We start from the raw sequence: 20,933 nt of genomic DNA, 5'->3' as shown, positions 1-20,933 counted from the left end.
GCGCCCCGCGGCCGCTCCGGCGGGTCGCGGGGCGCAGGAACGTGCACGAGGTGTTCGTATGCGAGCTGTACGTACAGGAGCTGTACGTACAGGAGTTGTACGTAAAGGGGTTGTACGTACGCGGGCGGGCCGCGCTAGCCGAGCCCGAGGGCACCGACGATCAGGGCGGCGACCGCGCTGCGGTTCTCCGGGGTGTCCCGCCAGTGCAGTCTGCGGCCGCTCTCGACCACGACACCGAACCCCGCGTGCACCAGCAGGCGGGCCTGCCGGGGGTCCAAGTCGGGGCGCACCAGCAGGAGTTGCCGCTCCCAGACCGCGATGTGCTCGCGCTGTGCGCGGATCAGCGGCTGCCGCAGACCGTCCGGCAGGCCGACGATCTCGGCCTCGGCGACGCTGATCAGCGCGGTGTGCTCGAAGCTGTAGGCCACGTAGGCGGCCGCCAGCGCGGTCAGCGCGTCGTGCGGGTCGTCGGTTCCCGCGAGGCTGCGGTCGACCGCCTCGGCCAGCAGCTCGGCAGCCTGGAGGCAGGCCGCCGCCAGGATGTCCGTCTTGGTGGGGTAGTGCCGGTAGATCGCGGACGGGACGAGGCCGATCGCCTCCGCGATCTGCCCGTTGGTGACCTTGGCGAACCCGTCCCGGGCGAACAGGGGGATGGCGGCGGCCAGGATCTCCTCGCGCCGGGTCCTCGGCTCCGGGCGGGCGGGCGGTTCGACGGTCCGCCCGCCGCCCGCCGACGCGGCGGGATCGGTCGCGGCCACCCGCAGGGCGGACGCCACCAGGGCTTCCTCGGCCCGGCGTTGGGTGATGGAGACGTGGTGCATCGTGATGGACCCGATCGCCCCGAGGGCCGACACGGCACGCAGCTCCGCCGACGCCGATGGTGATGCTGCTGCTGCCGAGCCTTCCCGGCGTACCGCCTCCGTCACCCGTCCCACCACGCGCGCGAACTTCGCCCGCAGGAGCCGGCGGTCCTCCCGGTCCAGGTAGCGGGCCTCCCAGCGGTACAGCCCGCCCGAGGCCCGGTGCGTCACGGCCACGTGGGCGACCGCCCGCAGGACCTCCGCCAGGTCCGCCTGCGCGGGCACCCCGTCGAGCGCCCCGACCAGCCGGTCCACCGTGGTGTGCGCGCACTCGGCGAACAGCGCGTACTTGTTGGGGAAGTGCCGGTACAGGGCCGCCGCGCTGATGTTGACCTCGGCGGCGATGTCCGCCATGGACGCCGCGTGGTATCCGCGCTCGCTGAACACGCGGCCGGCCGCTTCGGAGATGAGCTGTCTGCGGTTGCGCGGCCGCGCACCCGCGAGCGGATCGGCGCTCACCGAGAGGGCGGGGCGTACGGGGTCACGAGCATGGTGGCAAGTCAATCACAGGGGGTCCACAGGGCCGGAAGCCGCTGGGGGGAGCGGCCCGGCCGCTGGTGCCCCCCGTTCACATCCATGTGATTTTTGATTAACAAAACCCTTCTGGAGGGGCTCTTCCGCAGGCATAATTTCGCCCACCCCCTCGCCTGTACCCCTTCACCCCCACCCTTCCGGCTTCCGAGTTCAAGGAGTGGCATGTCCACGGATACGGTCCCCGCCTCTTCCTTCCGCCACCACTGGATGGCGCACACGGCCACCCACGCGCTGATGCGGCCCGACAGGCCCGCCCTGCGGTACCTCGGGGCCACCACGACCTGGGCCCAGCTCTCCCGGCGCTCGCTGTCCCTGGCCGCCGCGCTCGCCGACCGTGGCGTGGGGGAGGGTGACCGGGTCGCCCTGCTCACCCTGAACCACCCGTGGTTCGTGGAGAGCGTCTTCGCCGCGAACAGCCTGGGGGCCATGGCGGTCCCGCTCAACTTCCGCCTCGCGGCACCGGAGTTGGACGGCATCCTCGCCGACTGCACCCCCTCCGCGATCGTCGTCGACGCCCACCTGCTGCCCCGGCTCCGCGAGGTCCCGGCCGCCGCGTCCATCCGTACGGTCATCGTCATCGGCGCAGCGGACGCCGCCGCGAACGGCAGCCCGTACGAGACGTACGAGGAGTTCCTGACCGCCCACCCGCCGATGGAACTCCCCGACATCAGCGAGGAGTCCACCGCCCTCATCATGTACACCTCCGGAACCACCGGGCGGCCCAAGGGCGTGCTGTTGTCCCACCGCAACATGCAGGTGCAGGCCATCACCTGCATCCAGGCGATGGACATGTTCGACGACTCCGACGTCGGCTTCCTCACCGCCCCGTTCTTCCACATCGCGGGACTGGGCTCGATCGTCGCGAACTTCCTGGTCGGCGGCACCGTGGTGATCCACCCGCTCGGGGCCTTCGACCCCGACGCCGTACTCGACGCGTACGAACAGGAGGGCGCCACCGTCGTCTTCAACGTCCCCCAGCAGTGGGACCTGATCTGCGCCAGGCCCGGCATCGCCGAACGCGACCTGAAGCTGCGGGTGATCAGCTGGGGAGCCGCCCCCGCGAGCGACGAGACGCTGAGGGCCATGAGCAAGAGCTTCCCCGAGGCGTTGAACGTCGCGGTGTTCGGGCAGACCGAGACGTCCCCCATCACCTGTGTCCTGCGCGGCGAGGACGCGCTGCGCAAGCTGGGCTCGGTGGGCCGCCCGATCCCGACCGTCCAGTACCGCGTGGTCGACGCGGCCATGAACGACGTACCGGCCGGAGAGATCGGCGAGATCGTCTACCGGGGCCCCACGGTGACCCGCGGCTACTGGAACAAGCCGCAGGAGACCGCGGACGCCTTCGCCGGAGGGTGGTTCCACTCCGGCGACCTGGTCAGGCAGGACGCGGAGGGCTTCGTCTGGGTCGTCGACCGCAAGAAGGACATGATCATCAGCGGTGGTGAGAACGTCTACTGCGCCGAGGTGGAGAACGCCGTCGCCGAACACCCCGCGGTGCGGGAGATCGCGGTGGCGGGCCGCGCGGACGAGCGCTGGGGCCAAGTGCCGGTCGCCTACGCCTCCTTGGCCCCCGGAACCACCCTCTCCCTGCCCCAGCTCACCGACTTCCTGAAGGACCGCCTGGCCTCCTTCAAGATGCCCAAGGACCTGGTGCTGGTCGACGCGCTGCCGCGCAACGCCGGGGGCAAGGTCGTCAAGGGCAGGCTCCCCGGCCGCCAGGAGGCGTGACCGCCCCGGCGACGTGCGGTGGCTGCCCCGGCACTGCCCCGGCACTGCCACGGCACTGCGCCGGGGCAGCGGCGGCGGGGCGGCCCACGCCCCTCGGGGTCAGTTGAACTGCGGGTCCTTCTGCTGGTTGTAGATCTCCTTGCCGGACGCGTCGAAGGCATGGATGTGCGCGTCCAGGCCCGGGTCGAGCCGGTCGGGGGTGGAGGTGGAGGAGAGCTCCGCCGAGAAGGCGAACGCGCCCCCGGCCATGACCGTCGGGTACTGCTTCGGGTCGTCACCGAAGCTGACGGTCACCTTGGCGACGTCGGAGGTGTAGTGCCCGGCGCCCTCGAAGAGCTGCTTGTTCTTGCCGACGGGCGTGCCGATGCTGTCGAAGTACGCGATCTTCTTGCCGGTGCCCCACAGACGGTTGTTGATGAACGTGGGCGGGTGGTTGTCGCTCCGGCCCTTGTCGCCCTGCGTCACGCACTGCACGTACTGCTTCTTCGCGTTGACGGCGAGGACCACGCCGTCCCGGTCCGGCGCGACGAGGGGCGCGCGGAGGGCGACCACCGGCTGGTAGCGCGAGGCTTCCGCGCCCAGGCAGGAGCTCAGGATCTTGGCGACGCTCTTGGCGTCGATCGTGGTCGTCCTGGTGCTGGTGACGGTAAAGGTGGTCTCCGGGGCCTGCGTCGGGCGGCCGGCGGTCACGCCGCTGCCGTCCTTCTTCGCATCCGCCTTCGGGGAACTCTTCTTCTCCCCGGCCGGGGTCGGCTTCCCGGTGTGCGTCGGGTTTCCGGCCGGGTTGGCGAGAACCGGCTTGGCCTCGCCGTTTCCGCCGAGGATGGTGACGGCCGCGACGCTCATCACCGCGACACCGGCGGCGGCCGCGAGCGGCACCGCCCACTTGCGCTGCGGCGAAGGCCGGTTGTTCGCTGCGTCGATCTTCATCAGGAGCTCCTTACGAGTCCGCCGGTGGTCCGGCAGATCACGATCGGAAGGAGCCGCAGGAATGCCCTGCGTGTGTTTCATCGTGCGACCTCTTCCGCATGGACGGGGTGGACCGAATTCTTTGAACTGCCGGAAGTCTTCGAACTGCCCGAAATGTTCGAGCTGTCGGAATCCTTGGAACGGAAGGACGCCGGAGCCGAGGCCCCGTCCAGGGGGTCGGCCTCCAGGAGGTCGGCCCCCATCCTGCGCCGGGCCCGGTGCAGCCGGGACTTGACCGTCCCCACCGCCACCCCCAGCGCCGTCGCGGCCGCCTGCTGATCCAGGCCCGACCACATGCACAGTTCGACCACCTCACGCTCGTGGCGCGGCAGTCGGGCCAGCGCCCGGTGGATCTCCGACATGCGGCGCTCGTCGTCGACCCGCCCGGCCACCCGGTCCGCGTGGTCGCCCACCGGCTCGTCGTGCGAGACGAGCCGGTGCAGCAACGCCTCGGCCCGCCGCAGCCGGCGCCTGGTGTTCGACACCAGCCGGTCGGCGATGCCCAGCAGCCACGGCAGCGCCGAGTCCCGGTCGAGGACCGTCTCCGACCGGCGACGCCAGGCGTGCAGAAACACGGTCGACGTGAGGTCCTCTGCCTCGGACCAGTCGGCCGTGCGCCGGAACAGGTGGTTGTAGACGGTCTTGCCATGGCGGTCGAAGATCTGGCCGAAGGCCTCCCGGTCGCCGTCGACGGCTCTCGCCCACAGTTCCCGGTCGGACATCCCGCCGACCGGTGCGGTGGGACCAGCGTCGTTCAGTTCCATGCCCTGTACGTGTCCGGCACCCGACCGAAGGTTCCCGCCGACCCGACCCCAGTTCGACGGAAGTCGCCACCCCCGCCACGACGTCACCCTTTCCTCCCGTACATCACCACATGCCCCCATCCCCACTGGAATCGACCGGTCGACACCCGCCACGCCTCGCCGGACGGCCGCTCCCACAGCCGTACGGCGCGCGGCGTCTCCCCCACGACCAGCAAGGATGCCCGCCTGCGCCGCACCGTCAGCCACGCCCCCCTCCGACGCCGCTCGCACCGACAATGCGATGGCAGGAGGCCCCGGGCGGGACGCAGGGTCCCGGCCATGTACCCATCCATCCACAACTGGCAGAGCCTGCGCGTGCAGTCGGAGCCCCCGGCCCGGTGCTGACCCGAGCGTTCGTCGGCACCACGAGCCGGCCCTGCACGGGTGCCGCTCCTACGCTGTCGACCTGCCCGGACACGGCAACCGCGCCGACCACCCCGCCGCCTACTACCGGCAGCCGCAGGACCCGGCAGCACTGGCCGCCGCCCCTTCCCCGATGCACGGCGTCACCCTCCAGGACAACGTGCGTCACGTCGTGGACGTCCTGAACCGGCTCGCCCCGGCGGGGCCGGTGATCCTGGCGGGCAACAGCTTCGGTGGCCTGACCGTCACGGCGGTCGCCAATGCCGTGCCCGACCTCCTCGACCGCGTCGCCTGCCTCTCCGCCGTCTGCCTCAGCGATCCGGCCATGGTCACTGACGTGCGGGACGTCGTCGACGACAACCTCCTGGACGCCGCGGCGGCCCGGATCGCCGTGCCGCTCACGGGCGCTCCCGGAGTCGTACGTCTGAACTGGCGGGCGGCACACGCCGATCCCGGGCTGTTCGCCCAGCTCAAGGCCGCCGTCATGGCGGACGCCACCGATCATCAGTTCCGGGTGCTGCTGGACTCCATGGACCCGGACGAGAACTACGGGGTGCTGGAGCAGGGGGCGGTGGCCCGGGCCGACCGGTGGGGGAGGGTCCCGCACACCTTCGTACGGCTCTCCTCGGACCGGAGCATCCCGCCGGCCGTGCAGGACCACATGATCCGCACGGCGGACGCACTGACCCCGTGGAACCCGTTCGACGTCCACACCCTGGCCGCCTCACACGTCGGCTACTTCAGCGACCCGCGGCCCTTCGCGGAGCTGCTGGCCGACGTGGGCGCCGGTCGCCGCCCCGAGACGAGCCCGGCGTAGCGGATCACGCTGAGCGCGGGTGCCGGGCCGAGCGGAGTCCACGCCGGGCACCCGCAGACGACGGTGCGTCCGTTACGAGGCTGCGTCCGCCTCGGCCGGTTCGGGTGACCTGTCGGTGGCCCGCCCGAACCGGTCGTCCGGCCGGGGAGCCGGGAGGAACGCGGCGATCGCGGCCGAGGACAGTGCCAGGACGCAGCCGATCACCAGGGCGGTGCGGAATCCGCCCTCCGAGGTGAACACGTGACCGCCCATGGTGGTGGTCATCTGGGCGAGCACCACACCGACGACCGCCGCGCCGATGGAGGTGCCCAGCGAGCGCATCAATGCGTTGAAGCCGTTGGCCGCCCCGGTCTCGCTGAGCGGCACGGTACTCATGATGAGCGCGGGCATCGCCCCGTACGCCAGGGCGACCCCGCTGTTCATCACCATCATGGCGAGCATCAGACCCCACGCCGTACCGGCCAGCAACAGGCAGGCGAGATACCCGGCGGCCAGGACCAGGGCCCCCGCGATCAGCGTCGTCTTCGGGCCGCGGGCGTTGGTGAGCTTCCCGCCGAGCGGGGAGACGGCCATCATCATCAGCCCGCCCGGCAGCATCCACAGACCGGCGGCGAGCATCGTCTGCCCCAGGCCGAAGCCGGTGGCCGTCGGGTACTGGAGCAGCTGCGGCACGACCAGCATGCTCGCGTACATGCCGAAGCCGATGAGTACGGAGGCGAGGTTGGTGAGCAGGACGCGCGGGCGGGCGGTGGTGCGCAGGTCCACCAGCGGCTCCCGGGTGCGCCACTCGTACCGCCCCCAGACGGCGAACGTCACCACGGCGAGGGTGAAGAGACCGAGCGTGGTCGCCGAACCCCAGCCCCAGTCCGCGCCCTTGGAGACCGCCAGCAGCAGGGACACCAGACCCACGGCGAGCCCCAGCGCCCCGAGGCCGTCGAAGCGCTGCCCCTTCGCCGCTGCCGGTACCTCCGGGATCAGTACGAAGATCATGACCGCGACCGCGGCGGCCAGCGCGGCGGCTCCCCAGAACAGCAGCCGCCAGCTCGCGTACTGCGCGACGGCGGCCGCCACCGGCAGGCCGATCCCGCCGCCGATGCCCATGGAGGCGCTGACCAGGGCTATCGAGGAGCTGAGCTTCTCGGCGGGCACGACGTCGCGCAGCAGGGCGATGCCCAGGGGGATCATGCCCATGCCGACCCCCTGGAGGCCGCGCCCGACGATCATCGCCACCACCCCGTCGGCCAGCGCGCACACCACCGAGCCGACGACGAGCGGCACCGCGCAGGCCAGCAGCATGCGCCGCTTGCCGAGCAGGTCCCCGAGGCGGCCGCTGATCGGTACGCACACACCGGCGACCAGGAGCGTTGCGGTGATCACCCAGGCGGCGTTGGACGCGGAGGTGTCGAGGAGGCGGGGCAGGTCGGCCAGCAGAGGGGTGACCAGGGTCTGCATCACCGCGGCGGTGACACCGGCGAGGGCCAGCGTCGCGACCACCGGGCCGCTGCGGGGAGCCGTGGACGGAAGGGGCATGGAGGGTCTTCCTCGGATTCCGGGAGGAGCGGGGAGGGGCAACAGGTCGCCGGTGCAGGGCAGTTGACGCCTGCCGTGTCATGGCCGGGCGACTGCACCCCGTGCAATCGATAGCCAACTATCAATTCAACCGTGTGTGGTGTCAAGCTGAAGCGATTGTCGACTATCACTTAGATGAGTGCGGTGCGTAGACTGACGGCATGCCGACCCAGAGTCCGAAGCCGCTGCGCGCCGACGCGGCCCGCAATTCCGACAAGATCGTCCGGGCCGCGGTCGAGGTGTTCGGCGAACTGGGCCCGGACGCCCCGCTGGACGAGGTCGCCCGCCGGGCGGGGGTCGGGATCGCGACCCTGTTCCGCCGCTTCCCGGACAAGAAGACGCTGCTGCGCGCGGTGCTGGACCGGCAGTTCGCGGAACAGGTGATGCCCGCGGTGGACCGGGCGCGGCGGGACGCGGACGCGGTGCGCGGCCTGGCCTTCGTGCTGGAGGCCGCCATGTCCTCCGCGATCGGCGACTACAACGTGCTGACCGCCGCCCGGAACGCGGGCGCGCTCAACGGCGACGTCGGCGACCGCTTCTTCGACGCCCTGAACCCGCTCGTCGAGCGCGGCCAGCACACCGGGGCGATCCGGGACGACCTCGTGCCGGAGGACGTGCGCCGGATCGTGGGCATGCTGTTCAGCGTGCTGTGGACGATGGAGCCGGGCGAGGGCGGCTGGCGCCGCTACGTCGCGCTGGTGCTGGACGGCCTCGCCCCGGCGGCCGCCAGCCCCCTGCCCATGCCCGCGCCACCGCTGTGGCGTGCGGAGGGCTGAGGCGGGCGGCCACCCCAACTGCCTTTTGGGCAGGGGCTGTTACTCGTCTCCTCGTACGGTGATGGCCGACCCCGGACACATCGCGGCGGCCTGCCGCGCCTGCCCGTGCGCCTCGCGCGGCGGCGCGGGGTCCAGCACCACCACCGTTCCGTCGTCCTCGCTCTGGTCGAAGACCGCGGGAGCCGTCATCGCGCACTGCCCCGACGCGACGCACTTGGCCCGTTCGACTTCCACCCTCATGACGCCACGTCCCTGCTCGATTCGGTAAGCCGCACGCGCCCGGTCACCACGGGACCGGCACCTCCGCCGGTCACCACGGGACCGGCACCGCCGCCGGTCACCACAGGACCGGCACCTCCGCCACACCGCCGGTGAGCCGCTCGCCGTCGTACTCCTGCAACGCGTACGCGTCGGCGGCCAGCCGCAGGCCGGGGAAGCGCCGGAACAGGGCGGTGAAGGCGACCCGCATCTCGGTGCGGGCCAGGGCGTTGCCGATGCAGTAGTGCCCGCCGTGCCCGAAGGCCAGGTGGGCGTTGGGGGTGCGCGCCGGGTCGAAGGACTCGGCCTCGGCGAACACGGCCCCGTCCCGGTTCGCGGCGTTGATGGCGATCAGGACGGCGTCGCCGCGCGCGATGAGGGTGCCCCCGACCCGAACGTCCTCCCGTGCGTACCGCATGAGACCGAGCCCGCCCGGCGCCGCCATGCGCAGGATCTCCTCGACCGTGGCGTGCGCCTGACCCTCGGGGTCGGCGACGAAGCGCTCCCGGCGGTCCGGGTCGCTCAGCAGGAACAGGGTGCCGTAGTCGATGCGGGTCGAGGTCGTCTCGTGCCCGGCGAACAGCAGACCGGCCGCCATGCGCGTCAGTTCGTCCTCGGTGAACGTCGGGTCCTCGGCCTGCACCTGGACGATGTCGGTGACGACGTCCTGGCCGGGGTGTGCCCGTTTGATCTCGGCGAGGCGGCCCGTGTACGCCTGGAACTCGGCCATCGCCTGCTGCGAGTCGGCGCCGCCGTGCAGCATGCCGATGCGTGTCGACCAGTCGCGCAGCAGGTCCCGGTCGGACTGCGGGGCGCCGAGGAGTTCACAGATGACCTGCACCGGCAGCGGGAACGACAGATGGTCGTGCAGGTTCACCGGCGCGTGCGGCGCGCGGGCCCTGGCCTTCTCCATCGCGTCGAGGCAGCCCTCGGTCAACTCCTCGATCCTGGAGGTCAGTCGACGCATCCGGGGCGCCGAGAAGGCGGGGGTGAGCACCTTGCGCATGCGGGTGTGCTCGCGCTCCTCGTCGGCGAAGCTGCCGACGGGGCCGGACTGGATCGCGGCCTCGGAGATCCTGGCCGCCCGCTCGGGGGCGGGGTGGGTCTTGCCGAGCCGCTTGTCGCCCAGGAGCGTGCGGGCCTCGTCGTACCCCGTGACGAGCCAGGCCGGATCTCCGGCGGGAGTGATCACCCGGCTCAGTGGCCCCTCCGTGCGCAGGGTGCTGAACAGGGGTGGCAGATCAAGGGCGTTGAGGCGGGCGAAGGGCATACGAGGTGCGGAGGCTGCGGAGGCTGGGGCGGTCATGGTCTCTCCTCGCTGGCACACGTGTGCCACGACGGGCGGTGCGACTCCGCGCGCGCGGCGACCGGCCCGGTGGCTCCGCCGTTGCCCTGTGCGCAGGACACCACCACTAAGTGATACCTGACTATCTCTTGTCGGAGGCTAGCACAAGCGATACCCCGCTATCGGTTGGAGGGGCGCATTCCGGCCGCCCCGTGCACTCCGCACGCTCTGCCCCGCACAGCGGCCGCAGCGGCGGGGGCGAAGCCGCTGCCTGCCGGGAGAGGGGGTGCCGGAGGTGAGCGCGGGTCGCCGTGAACTCGGCTGGTACGTCGGGGGATTGACCGAATTCGAAGGCCTGGTGGCCGCCGGGCGACGCCACGTCCTCACCCGTACGTTTCGCCCCGGCCAAGCCCTGGCCGTCCCTCCGCGACGGAGCCGAGGTGGGTGAGATAGGCGGCGGCGTCCGGGTGGGTGCGGTCCTGCGCCCCGTGCCGGTGGAGTTCCAGCCGGCCGCCCCGGTGCAGGCGCACGGTGGTGGTCGCCGCGCGCGGCGCGCCGCCGGTGCGCGGCGGCAGGGGCTCCCCGAGTACGGCCGTCGTCGCGGGGAACATCGCAACCGCCGCCTCCACGTCCGCGGCGGGTGGCTGCCCGGTGCGGTTGGCGCTACTGACGTACAAGAGCGGAAACCGGTCCAGCAGCGGCGCCAACGGCCGCCACCGGGCCCCGAACAACAACGCCCAGCCGTCCTTGGACGCGGGCCGCAGCCACTCCGGCCGCCGCGCCTCCGGGGCCAGCGGCACCAGCACCGTCAGCAGTTCCTCCGACAGCAGGCGGCGCAGCAGCACGCCGTCGGGCTCGCCGAGGCCGAGGAAGGGTGCGAGGGTGTCCACGGCGTCGGGGGAGTGGGCCCACAGCGCGACGGGCTGATCCCGGGGGCGTCCCTTGGCCTCGTTGACCACCGGCGCGGCGGTGGCGGCGACGACGCAGGTCAGCGGTGCGGGGTTGGGCAGGACCACGGCCGCACCCCGGTCCAGGGCGCGGCAGGCACCGTCCAGGTCCACGGTGCCGCCACCTGTGGAGGACGACGAGGCGCTCACCGTACGTCCCCTTCTCCCGACACGGCGACCGGCTCGCGGAGTCGGGCCCCGGGGACGGCGACGGCGGCGGGGGCAGGTGCGGTGAGGCCGTCGAGGTAGGCGGCGAAGGCGTCGTCGTCGACCACGGCGCAATTGGTCGCGTACGCACGGGACTTGACCCACCCCATCGCGGCCCGCGCCTGCTCCCGGTCCAGTCGGTGTCCCAGCCGGGCCGCGACCGCCGAGACCACGCGGGCACTGGCCAGCTGCGTGAGTACCACACCGGGAGCCGTGCCGAGCAGGGCCTGCGGGTCGAAGGGCTGGAACAGCTCCGGGTGCACGAACGGGGTGCCGGTGGAGATCGTGCCCACGCCGGTGCCGACGACGGGGGTGGTCACCGTGAGCGGCACACCGGTCTCCCGCGCGACCATCCGTGCGATCCCTGGCAGCCGGGACAGATCGGGCCGCGTCCACCACAGGTCGGTCTCCTGGGATGCCGGGTCCAGCAACGCACTGACCCGGGCGGAGTCATGCGCGAGCAGGAAGAGCAACTGCTCGGTGGCGGCCATCCCGGAACGCTCCGCGATGCCCAGCCAGGAACTGGACACCAGCCGCACGCCCGCACCCAGCGCCTGCAGGGTGTTGGCCAGCCCAAGCCCGAGGTCGTTGTGCAGGTGCGAGCCCAGCACCACGTCCGCATCCGTCCGCGCCGCCACCCGCCGGAACATCTCGGCGGCCTCCCCGGGCAGTTGACGCCCGACGGTGTCGGCCAGCACCACGGTGCCCGCGCCCGCGGCCGTCATCGCCTGCGCGAAGTGGGCCATCAACCCGTGGTCCGCGCGGGAGGCATCGGCCAGGCACACGTCCGTGGCGACCCCGGGGTCCAGGTCCCGGGCTGCCCTCACCAGAGCGACCCCCTCCTCCAACGCCTCCCGTGCACCCCGGTGGACCATCACACCGGCCATCGCCTCCGACGCGGGCACCACCACCATCACCCGCGCATGCGCACTGCCGCGCACCGAAGCCACCGCCTGCCGCACGTCGTCGAGGGTGCCGCGGCAGACCGCGGCCACGCTCACCGCGCCCTCGGCCTGGTCGGCCACCTGACGTACCGCCTCGAACTCCTCCGCGCAGACCGCGGGAAACCCGGCGGCGAACACCACGTGCCGAGGCCCGTCCTCCCCGAAGACCGCACCCTGCTCCCGCGCCAGCCGCACCCGGAACGCCGCGCTCATCAGCGTCTTGGCCTGCGCCCCGTCCCGCGCGGACTCCTCCCACACCACCAGCCGCCCCGCCCGCACGGACTCCCGCACCACATCGGTGACCATTCCCCGCCCTCGCTCTCTCGCTGGGACGCCAACTCGCCCTCCGTGAGGGTTCGTTGGCGCTCACCCTCAAGATCCCTGGCAAGGTGGCCCCGCTGCCGTCGATCGCACCCGCATTCACCTGAACGAACGAACGGCGGGCGATCGGCGCCTCCTGGACAAGGACCGCGTCGTCGGCGACGGTGTTGCACCCGGCATGCCGGACACAGCACCCATGCACACCGCCGCGCCCCCCTCGTCCCGGGCCCGCAAAGGAAGGAAGCGTCATGTCCGAACAGCCAAAGGTACGGACCACGGAAGGCGTGGTGCAGGGCCTTCGGCGGCAGGGGCACGCGGTGTTCCGCGGCATCCCCTACGCCCGGCCCCCGGTCGGAGCGCTCCGCTTCGCCGCGCCCGCGCCGCCGCACCGCTGGGAGGGGACGAGGCAGGCGGTCGAGTTCGGCCCCGTGGTGCCGCTGTCCCTGCCCATCGACGTGCCTCCGCAGGGCACCGACTGGCTGACGCTCAACGTCGGCACTCCCGATCCCGGCGCCGCGGGACTGCCGGTGCTGGTGTGGCTTCCCGTGGGCGGCTACCTCTCGGCGGCGTCGAGCGACCCGATGTACGATCCGGCGGCACTGGCCGAAGCGGGAGTCGTCGTGGTGACCGTCAACTGCCGGGTGGGCGCGGAGGGTTTCGCGTTCCTCGACGACGCGCCGCCCAACCGGGGGTTCCTCGACCAGATCGCGGCGCTGGAGTGGGTGCAGCGCAACATCGCCGCCTTCGGGGGCGACCCCGGCCGGGTCACCGTGGGCGGGCTGTCCGCCGGGGCGGGCTCGGTCGCCGCCCTGCTGACGATGGAGTCCGCGCATGGCCTGTTCCGGCGGGCCATCGCCCATTCGGTGCCGGGGCTGTACAGCACCCCCGCGCTGGCACGGCAGGTCACCGCCGCGTTCGCCGACCGGCTCGGCGCGGCGGCCCCCACCGCCGAGGCCCTGCGCGACATCGACCCGTGGCACCTGGCCGCCGAGCTCACCTCCTTCAACGCCGGTCTCCACGCGCACCGGGACAGCTGGGGCCGTCTCACCGAGACCGGCACCGCGCTGTGCCCCGTCGTCGACGGCGAGGTCCTCCCGGAAGCGCCCTGGTCGGCGCTGACCGGCGGCCGCGCGCCCGGGGCCGAACTGCTGGTCGGCCACGCGCGGGACGAGTTCCGGTACTTCAGCGTTGTGAGCGGACGGTACGGCACCTTCACCAAGGAGGACGCCGACGCGGCCCTGGAACTGCTCGCCCCGCAACCGGACGGCGCGCGGGCCTACCGTGCCGCGTTCCCGCAGGCGGGACCGGAGGAACTGGTGGAGACGGTGTACTCCGACGCCCTGTTCCGCATGCCGTCCCAGAAGCTGGCCGAGGCGAACGCCGCAGCGGGGGGCACCTCGTACCTCTTAGAACTGTGCTGGGTCGCCCCGGTCCTCGGCGGCATCCTGGGCGCCTGCCACAGCCTCGACCTGCCCTTGGCGTTCGGTACGCCGGACAGTCCCGTCGGCACCCAACTCCTCGGCGAGGAGCCTCCCCCCGAGGCCGTCGCGCTCTCCCGCGAGCTCCGGGAGGCCTGGGTACGCTTCGTCACCACCGGCGACGCGGGCTGGCCCGCCCACCGGCCCGGCGAGCACCTCACCCGCCTCCTGGACACCGAGTCGAAGACGCTGCCCTACCCCGAACAGGCCTCCCGCCGGATCTGGGAAGGCGGTCCCCCTGCCCCCTTCGACCTTTCGTGAGGGGGCAGGGCAGCCCGCACCGGAGGCCCTGCGGCGGCACGCGCCCACACCACGAGGATCAGCGGCAGCGTGAAGTAGCCGAAGCGCGCGGCCGGTGCGAATGAGAAGGCGACGCACAGGCCGAACGCCAGCCGGTCCGCTGCCGCCACGACATCGGCAGGCGGGCGCAGGACGAGGGAGAGCGCGACCGCCGCCCCGCCGCACACCAGCAAGCCGACGGCCGCGTACCACCCCAACGGGCCCAGATCCGCGAGGAGTCGGCCCGGCAGCGGACTGGCGGCCGGAGTCGCGACGGCGGCCCGCCCGGTGGGAAACGCGAACACCTGGTCCACCAGAGGACCGGCCGCCAGGACGGCGAACGGCAGCACCAGCGCGGCGGTCCCGGCCAGCCACACCCACACGTACCGCGCGAGGACCCGGCCGCCCCACCGGAACGCGAGCAGGGCACCCACCACGGCGACGGCCGGTAGGGCGGTCCACTTCAACGCGCAGGCACCCGCCAGCACCAGGGCCGCCCCGCCGCCCCGCCCCCGGGCCGCGAGGGCGATCCCCAGGCAGCACAGCCCGGCCAGCGGCAGATCCACCCCGCTCACGGCCGCCGGAAGCGCCACCAGAGGCGACGAGACCAGAATAGCCAACCAGCCGTAGGGTGCCCAACCACCTTGCTGAGAGGGAGAGTTGAGCCGCCTCCGCAGACCGCCTCGCCGCACCGCCACGCATCCGGCGACCAGACAGACCACGAACGCCAGCGCGCACCACAGCCGGGCATCGCCCAGGATGCGGGCCAGGGCGTCGCCGTCCCCGAGCAGCACCCGGGGGACACCGAACAGCGCCATCCCCGGGAGGTAGGGGTTGTAGTCCGTGACGGTCTCGGGGGCGGCGAGGTAGGGCGATCCGGTGCCCAGCAGCAGCGCCGCGGAACGCTCCACCACCCGCACCTCGCTCTGCGCCTGCCCGGTGAGCGTCAAGTGGAGGAAGGGGCCCACGACACCCCCGGCCACCGCGCACGCGAGGGACAGCGCACGGGCCCGCGGCCTCGGCAACGTACAGGCGAAGAAGGCCGCGCCCAGATAGCCGACGGCGGCGCTTCGCCCCCAGACGCGATGGGGCAGAGGTCCCGCGAACAGGGCGAGGGCGGCCGCGCAGGCAGCCGCCGCCAGCCACCCGACGACCCACACCCCACGCCTCCCGGCGAGCGCGCCGAACGGCCGGGGCGGGACGGCGCGCTCGAACCGGAGGGGGAGCGCGGCCATGAACGTACCAACCCGTGAAGTACGAACCTGTGAAGTACCAACCTGTGAAGGGGACACCCCTCCATTGCAGCCGCGCACGGGGGTGAGGTCATGACAGGTAGGTCGAGGGTCGGTGGTCGGGTTTCCCCGACCGTGTTCACCGGGCGCAGCACTCGCGCCGCCCCGTGTCGAACCTCTACCTTGAACTCCCACGCCAAGGTCAAGTAGCGGGAAACGCAGGTGAGTTGGGCGATGACGACAGATCCGGCAGAGACGATGTCCGAGAGCGGTGTCGGGTTCGGGGACTACTACCGGGCGCATGCGGGGCCGCTCGTCGCCCTGTCGCTGCTGCGCGGCAAGGACCTGGTGGAGGCGGCGCGCCTCGCTCAGGACGCGATGACCGTGGCCCGCCGCTGGCTGGACGTCCTGGACGCCCGTGCGGCCGGGACGGTGAAGGACGCCCTGACCCCCGTGGTGACCGCGCAGGCGCTGCGGTCGTGGACGTGCCGGATGACGATCGGCGGCGGCTGCGCAGTGGTGGGCCCGGCGGGCGGGGAGACGTCCGCGCTTCTGGGCAAGGGCAGCACCGACGCCCTGGTGCAGGCCCGCACAGTGCTGGCACTTGCCCCGCTCAGCAATCTGAATGAACGTCAACTCGCCGTCACCGCCTTCCGGTTGGCGGGGTGCGCGCCGGGTGCGATCGGGTACGAGCTGGGCCTGTCGATGCCGAAGGTGCACCGCACCCTGCGTCACGTCGGCGAACTGCTCGAAGCGGCGACGGGGCGTTCGGGGGAGGCGGACGCCGGGTTCGCCCGCCTGCTGGCCGAGCTGACGGCCGCGCTGGACCCCGTACTCGACCTGCGGGCCGGGCTGGACGAGGTGAACGCCTCCGCCGTCCCGTCCGCCCCCGTGTTCTCCCTGTGGAACCTCGGCCCGTCCCTCCCCGTGCCGCCCTTCGGCGCACCCGTGCTGCACTCCTTCGCCGAGCCCGCGCCGTCCGGGGTACGGGCGTACGCGGCCGACCTCGCCCGGCGCGACGCGCACGTCCGCGCGGCCGCGCTCGTCGGGCTTCCCGTGGCCGGGCTGGCAGCCGTACGGCTCGGAGCGGTGCTGGCCCTTCAGGTGGAGCGGTTCCGGCGGGACGCCGAGAGGTCCGGGATGCGGGCCACCAGGGAGGAGTTCCCGAGGGAGGACGCCCACGCCTTCGCGGTCGCGCTGGCGCAGGACGCCGCGCTCGCCGCGCCGATGTTCGACGCGGTGAAGGACGGCCTCACCGTCCCGCGTCGGATCGGCTTCCTCGCGAGCGGCGTCGCCCGGGACGACCCGTGGACGTGCGAAGTCGCCTACGACGGCATCGAAGCCTCCTGCGCCTTGGCCGAGTTCCGGCGCGCGGCGGTGCGGGCGGCGCTGGGAGCACTACGCGGCCCCTCCCCGGCGGCACCCGGCGGCTCACTCGCCGACGCACCCGGCGGCTCGCTCGCCGATGCCCTCACGCAGTCCCTGAGCGACACCCACCGGATACTCCTCCAGCTCGACCACCTCAACGGCGACCTCTCCCGCGCCGAGTCGACCCTGCCGGACGGCTACTACGTGGACATGACGCGCGACTTCGACCTCCACCAGACCTTCTACACGGACCTGGCCTTCGGCATCGCCACCCTCGGGGAGGCCCTTGAGGGCAGCCGGTCCACCGGCTCGGCCGGGCCGGTCGACGGAGGTCTGGCATGATCGCGCGGTGAGCGATGCGAGGGTGGTGGCCGCGGAGGCCGTCGAGGCACATGTCCGGGCGTTCTTCGCGGGGCATTCCGTGGAGGTCGTGGTCCGCGCCCTCGGGCCGAACCGGTGCGAGGCCGGGTCCGACCTGAGGGTCCTCGTCGTGGGACCCGGTCCGCGCAGCGACAGTTGGGCCTATGTGACCGCCGGATGCTGGGCCGCCACGGAGCAGGGCGGTCACGGCCTCGAGTTCGTCATGACGGCCCACGTCCGTGACCGGCGGTTCATCGACCTCATGGCCATGATCGCCTCCTCCCACTGCGGAGGGCACCAGCTCGATCTGGAGCACAGCATGCCGATCGGCGAACCATGGGTGCCCGGCTCGACCTGCGACCACCTGCTGATCAGCCTGCCCTACCTCCACGGACCCGACCTTGAGCACTGTCCGCTGCCGGGGGGAGACGCGCGCATCCTGTGGACCCTGCCGGTGACGGCGGCCGAAATCGAGTTCCGCAGGCGCCGGGGCCATGAGGCGTTGGAACGGCTCTTCGACGAGGCGGAGATCAATCCCACGGACCCCTTCCGGGCATCGGTGAGTCCGTAGGGGGGTTTTCCCTACCGACAGGGCGCAAAGCGGGCACTAGGGTGATGGGGAAACGATCACATGTGCGGGCGGTCGAACGCCCTGGACGGTCCGTGCCCGGGAAGCTCGGCGCGGCAGGAAAGGCGCGACATGCCCTGCGCGAGGGAGCCGGCCGCGATGCCGTCCGCGAGGGAGCCAGCCGCGATGCCGTCCGCGAGGGAGCCGGCTGCGAGGGAGCCGGCCGCAATGCCGTCCGCTAGGGGGCCGGCCGCGATGCCGTCCGCTAGGGGGTCGAACGGGTCCGGTGGGCTCGGCGGGCCCCTCAGTCCCGACACCGCCCTACGTGAGGTGCTGACCCGCCGCCCCCGGGACTTCCTCCTCTCCCGGTGGCCCCTGCGCTGCTGGGCCCACCTGCTGACCGGCGCCCTCTTCGGCAGCGGCGTCCTGGTGGGGCTCGTGCTGTTGACCGCGCTCGGGGTGGTGCTCTCGGTGGTGGGGGTCGGACTGCTGCTGCTCGGCTGTGCCGCACTGGCGGGGGTGCCCGTCGCCGCGGTGGAGCGCCGCCGACTGCGGCTCGTCGCGGCGATGCCGGTGACCAGCCCCCATGAGCCGGCAGCCGGGGTCACGGGCCGGCGACGGCTCCGCCACCTGTGCACCGAGCGTGCGACCTGGCGTGAACTCGGATACGCGGCCCTGCTGGCGGTGGTCTTCGCCGGAGCCGGGCTCGGGCTGGTCGTCCTGCTGGCGTTCTCCGTCCTCCTCGTCGCGACACCCGTGGTGGTGTGGGCGCTGGCGCCCGAGGCGGTGATGGTGATTCCGGGGCAGGCCGTCCCCCACCCGCCGGCGGCCCTCCCGTTCACCCTCGTGGGACTCGTCGGCGTGGTGCTGTCCGCGTACGCCTCCGGCTGGCTGACCGTGGCGCAGGTGCGGATCGCCTGGCACCTGCTGGCGCCGCGCGAGGACGAGACGTACCGGCAAGTCGTCGAGCTGACCCGCTCCCGTGCACGGCTCGCGGACGCCTTCGAGGCGGAGCGTCGCCGCATCGAGCGCGACCTGCACGACGGAGCCCAGCAGCAACTGGTCGCCCTGACCATGACCTTGGGCCTCGCCGAGCTGGAGGTCGCCGACGTCAGCCCCGAGGGCGCCGCCCTGATCGCCCGCGGCCGGGGCGAGGCACGGCGCGCACTGGACCAACTGCGCGACCTGGTACGGGGAATCCACCCCCAGGTGCTCACCGACCACGGCCTGGCCGCGGCCGTGGCGGAAGTCGCCCTGCGCACCCCCCTGGAGGTCACCGTCGACATCGCCCTGCCGCGCAGACTGCCCGCGCTGGTGGAGACGACGGCGTACTTCACGGTGACGGAGGCGCTGACCAACGCCACCAAGCACAGCGGTGCGAGCAAGATCACCATCACCGGCCGACTGGAATCGGACCGGCTCACCCTCCTGGTCACCGACAATGGCGGGGGCGGAGCCGATCCCGCCCGGGGCACCGGTCTGTCCGGGCTCGCGGACCGCCTGGCGATCCTGCGGGGCCGCCTGCTGGTGTCCAGCCCGGTCGGCGGTCCGACCGCGATCCGGGTGGAGGTCCCGTGCTCCGAGTAGTCCTGGCAGAGGACGCCGTGCTGCTCCGCGCAGGCCTCGTCGAACTCCTCCACCGCAGCGGCCACCAGGTCGTCGCGGCCGTGGGCGACGCCCCCGCGCTGGCCCGCGCGGTCGACGAACACACCCCCGACGTCGTGATCACCGACGTCCGCATGCCCCCCGACTTCCAGAACGAAGGCCTCGAAGCGGCCCTGCAACTCCGCACCCGCCACGAGTACTTGCCCGTACTGGTCCTCTCCCAGTACGTCGCCACCGCCTACGCCACCCAACTGCTCAGCGGCAGCAGCCCGGGGGCCGGCGGGCTCGGCTACCTGCTCAAGGACCGGGTCGGCGAGGTCACGGACTTCATGGACGCGCTGCGCAGGGTCGCCGCAGGACAGACCGTGATCGACCCCGAAGTCGTACGCCTGCTCCTGGCCCAGCAGACGGCGGACCGGCCGCTGAGCCGACTGACCCCGCGCGAGCGCGAGGTGCTCGCGCTGATGGCCGAGGGCTTCAACAACCAGACCGTCGCCCACCGGCTGCACGTCACCGAGGCCTCGGTCGTCAAACACTCCAGCAACATCTTCATGAAGCTGGACCTCGACCCGACCGAGGGCAACCGCCGCGTCCTGGCCGTCCTCGCCCACCTGCGGGGCGACAACACCTGAGCTCCTCCGCCGAGGCGACGACACCTGGGCACCTCGGCCAAGGCGACGACAGACGACACCTGGGCACCTCGGCCCGGGGGCGCACGGTCAGTGGCTGATCGTCTTCTCCTGCATCAGCCTCTCCAACTCCACGTCCGACAGCGGGTGCAGCGTGTCCAGGAGGCGACGCAGCCCCGGTTCGCCCAGGCTCTGACTGCTCACTTCGACCTCCACGCCCCCGTGGCGGCGGCCGAGGGTGACGGAGCGTTCGCCGCCGGGAAAGCTGCGGACCGTGCGCATCTCGCCGCGCACGTCCACGGCGCACGTCACGTCCTTCTCCACGAACTCCGGGCACTGGAACGCCGACGTGATCACCGGTCGTACGCCGAGACCCACGTACCCCGTCTCCTGCCCGCGCCGGACCGGACCGTACTCGACGCTGAAATGGGCCGGGCCGACCACGGCACGCCGCACCTGCATGCCCGGCGGCGCGGTGCCCAGCACCAGCAGCTCCGGCCGCTCCCGGTAGCGCGCGACCTCCGCCTCGTGCTGGTGCCGGCGCGCCTGTTCCGGGCCGATGAAGCCCCCGTAGGCCACCCCGGCCGCCAGTACGGCCACCGCGCCCAGCCGCACCCACGGGCCCGGCACGAAGAACGCCGCGACCAGGGCGTACGGCACACCCGCCAGCGCGATACGGGTACCGGCGCTTCCCAGGTCGACCTGCTCGCTGTACGCGGCCACACCGGCCAGCACCCCCGACGTACCGAGCAGGAAGACCAGCACGGCCCAGCCCAGCCGCCCCCGCCGGGAGCCGCACAGGGGCACCACGGCCCGCACCGGCAGGGCGGTCACGGCCAGCAGGCCCACCAGCACCGGCAGCCCCAGCGCGGCGAGCAGCACCGCCGCACCGGCCCCGCCTCCCCAGCCCGACACCAGCAGCCCGAAGCCGAACGCGGGTGTCACGGCCGCCATCGCCGCCCAGACCAGGACGAGATGGAGGGCCGTCAGCGCTCCTCTGCCGCCACGTGCGCCACTTGCCATGCCGGGGAGC

At 72.6% G+C, this 20,933-nt stretch carries 18 protein-coding genes; 8 read left to right on the top strand and 10 right to left on the bottom strand.

The annotated features are described in order from the left end of the window. Positions 1-134: 134 nt before the first annotated feature. Positions 135-1,319, bottom strand: coding sequence for a TetR/AcrR family transcriptional regulator (locus ACIO3O_RS01300; protein ID WP_401740441.1), 1,185 nt, complete (start codon positions 1,317-1,319; stop codon positions 135-137). Positions 1,320-1,556: 237 nt separating this feature from the next. Between ACIO3O_RS01300 and ACIO3O_RS01295 the strand changes: the two genes are divergently transcribed. Beyond that, entirely contained in the window at positions 1,557-3,122 is a 1,566-nt protein-coding gene (locus ACIO3O_RS01295; RefSeq protein ID WP_401740439.1) for an AMP-binding protein, read from the top strand. Between the two features lie 99 nt (positions 3,123-3,221). On the opposite strand, the gene ACIO3O_RS01290 is transcribed toward ACIO3O_RS01295, so the two are convergent. Both ACIO3O_RS01290 and ACIO3O_RS01285 read right to left on the bottom strand, forming a co-directional pair. Then, positions 3,222-4,052: a hypothetical protein gene (locus ACIO3O_RS01290; RefSeq protein ID WP_401740437.1), complete on the bottom strand. Its 831-nt coding sequence runs from the start codon at positions 4,050-4,052 to the stop codon at positions 3,222-3,224. Positions 4,053-4,129: 77 nt separating this feature from the next. Continuing rightward, entirely contained in the window at positions 4,130-4,855 is a 726-nt protein-coding gene (locus ACIO3O_RS01285) for an RNA polymerase sigma factor (RefSeq protein WP_401740434.1), read from the bottom strand. Here ACIO3O_RS01285 and ACIO3O_RS01280 point away from each other — a divergent pair. Continuing rightward, a complete protein-coding gene (locus ACIO3O_RS01280; protein WP_401740431.1) occupies positions 4,854-6,074 on the top strand; it encodes an alpha/beta fold hydrolase in 1,221 nt (406 codons plus the stop codon). The two genes, ACIO3O_RS01285 and ACIO3O_RS01280, sit on opposite strands and share 2 nt — an antisense overlap. A gap of 72 nt (positions 6,075-6,146) precedes the next feature. Here the strand turns inward: ACIO3O_RS01280 and ACIO3O_RS01275 are convergent, their stop codons facing one another. Further along, positions 6,147-7,604 (bottom strand): MFS transporter, encoded by a 1,458-nt coding sequence (locus tag ACIO3O_RS01275; protein WP_401740428.1) that lies wholly within the window; start codon positions 7,602-7,604, stop codon positions 6,147-6,149. 200 nt (positions 7,605-7,804) lie between these two features. Between ACIO3O_RS01275 and ACIO3O_RS01270 the strand changes: the two genes are divergently transcribed. Next, positions 7,805-8,419, top strand: coding sequence for a TetR/AcrR family transcriptional regulator (locus tag ACIO3O_RS01270; protein WP_401740426.1), 615 nt, complete (start codon positions 7,805-7,807; stop codon positions 8,417-8,419). 39 nt (positions 8,420-8,458) lie between these two features. Here ACIO3O_RS01270 and ACIO3O_RS01265 read toward each other — a convergent pair whose 3' ends face one another. From ACIO3O_RS01265 to ACIO3O_RS01250, 4 genes are all read right to left on the bottom strand, one after another. After that, positions 8,459-8,659 (bottom strand): ferredoxin, encoded by a 201-nt coding sequence (locus tag ACIO3O_RS01265; protein ID WP_401740423.1) that lies wholly within the window; start codon positions 8,657-8,659, stop codon positions 8,459-8,461. Positions 8,660-8,756: 97 nt separating this feature from the next. Next, complete coding sequence (locus tag ACIO3O_RS01260; protein ID WP_401740421.1) at positions 8,757-9,983, bottom strand: cytochrome P450; 1,227 nt, start codon at positions 9,981-9,983, stop codon at positions 8,757-8,759. A gap of 362 nt (positions 9,984-10,345) precedes the next feature. Then, a complete protein-coding gene (locus tag ACIO3O_RS01255; protein WP_401740418.1) occupies positions 10,346-11,059 on the bottom strand; it encodes a hypothetical protein in 714 nt (237 codons plus the stop codon). Then, the gene (locus tag ACIO3O_RS01250; RefSeq protein WP_401740415.1) at positions 11,056-12,366 is read right to left on the bottom strand and encodes a 2-isopropylmalate synthase; all 1,311 of its coding nucleotides are present in this window, start codon (positions 12,364-12,366) and stop codon (positions 11,056-11,058) included. Before ACIO3O_RS01250 ends, ACIO3O_RS01255 begins: the two co-directional genes overlap by 4 nt. 263 nt (positions 12,367-12,629) lie before the next feature. On the opposite strand from ACIO3O_RS01250, the gene ACIO3O_RS01245 reads away from it, so the two are divergent. Continuing rightward, on the top strand, positions 12,630-14,120 hold the full coding sequence (locus ACIO3O_RS01245; RefSeq protein WP_401740412.1) for a carboxylesterase/lipase family protein: 1,491 nt from the start codon (positions 12,630-12,632) through the stop codon (positions 14,118-14,120). Here the strand turns inward: ACIO3O_RS01245 and ACIO3O_RS01240 are convergent. Continuing rightward, on the bottom strand, positions 14,054-15,373 hold the full coding sequence (locus ACIO3O_RS01240; protein WP_401740409.1) for a hypothetical protein: 1,320 nt from the start codon (positions 15,371-15,373) through the stop codon (positions 14,054-14,056). The two genes, ACIO3O_RS01245 and ACIO3O_RS01240, sit on opposite strands and share 67 nt — an antisense overlap. Positions 15,374-15,604: 231 nt before the next feature. Between ACIO3O_RS01240 and ACIO3O_RS01235 the strand changes: the two genes are divergently transcribed. From ACIO3O_RS01235 to ACIO3O_RS01220, 4 genes are all read left to right on the top strand, one after another. Continuing rightward, positions 15,605-17,080 carry a hypothetical protein gene (locus ACIO3O_RS01235; RefSeq protein ID WP_401740406.1) on the top strand — a complete coding sequence of 492 codons (1,476 nt, stop codon included), beginning with the start codon at positions 15,605-15,607 and terminating at the stop codon, positions 17,078-17,080. 7 nt (positions 17,081-17,087) lie between these two features. After that, positions 17,088-17,669 carry a suppressor of fused domain protein gene (locus ACIO3O_RS01230; RefSeq protein WP_401740403.1) on the top strand — a complete coding sequence of 194 codons (582 nt, stop codon included), beginning with the start codon at positions 17,088-17,090 and terminating at the stop codon, positions 17,667-17,669. 327 nt (positions 17,670-17,996) lie between these two features. After that, on the top strand, positions 17,997-19,253 hold the full coding sequence (locus ACIO3O_RS01225; protein ID WP_401740400.1) for a sensor histidine kinase: 1,257 nt from the start codon (positions 17,997-17,999) through the stop codon (positions 19,251-19,253). Continuing rightward, positions 19,241-19,903, top strand: coding sequence for a response regulator (locus tag ACIO3O_RS01220; RefSeq protein ID WP_401740398.1), 663 nt, complete (start codon positions 19,241-19,243; stop codon positions 19,901-19,903). Before ACIO3O_RS01225 ends, ACIO3O_RS01220 begins: the two co-directional genes overlap by 13 nt. Positions 19,904-19,990: 87 nt before the next feature. On the opposite strand, the gene ACIO3O_RS01215 is transcribed toward ACIO3O_RS01220, so the two are convergent. Next, positions 19,991-20,923 carry a hypothetical protein gene (locus tag ACIO3O_RS01215; RefSeq protein WP_401740396.1) on the bottom strand — a complete coding sequence of 311 codons (933 nt, stop codon included), beginning with the start codon at positions 20,921-20,923 and terminating at the stop codon, positions 19,991-19,993. Positions 20,924-20,933 lie beyond the last annotated feature (10 nt).

Source organism: Streptomyces sp. NPDC087440 (assembly GCF_044744005.1).
In the GTDB taxonomy this organism is placed as follows: domain Bacteria; phylum Actinomycetota; class Actinomycetes; order Streptomycetales; family Streptomycetaceae; genus Streptomyces.
Note: the sequence above shows the minus strand (reverse complement) of the source record. Positions and strands in the feature narration are given on the sequence as shown.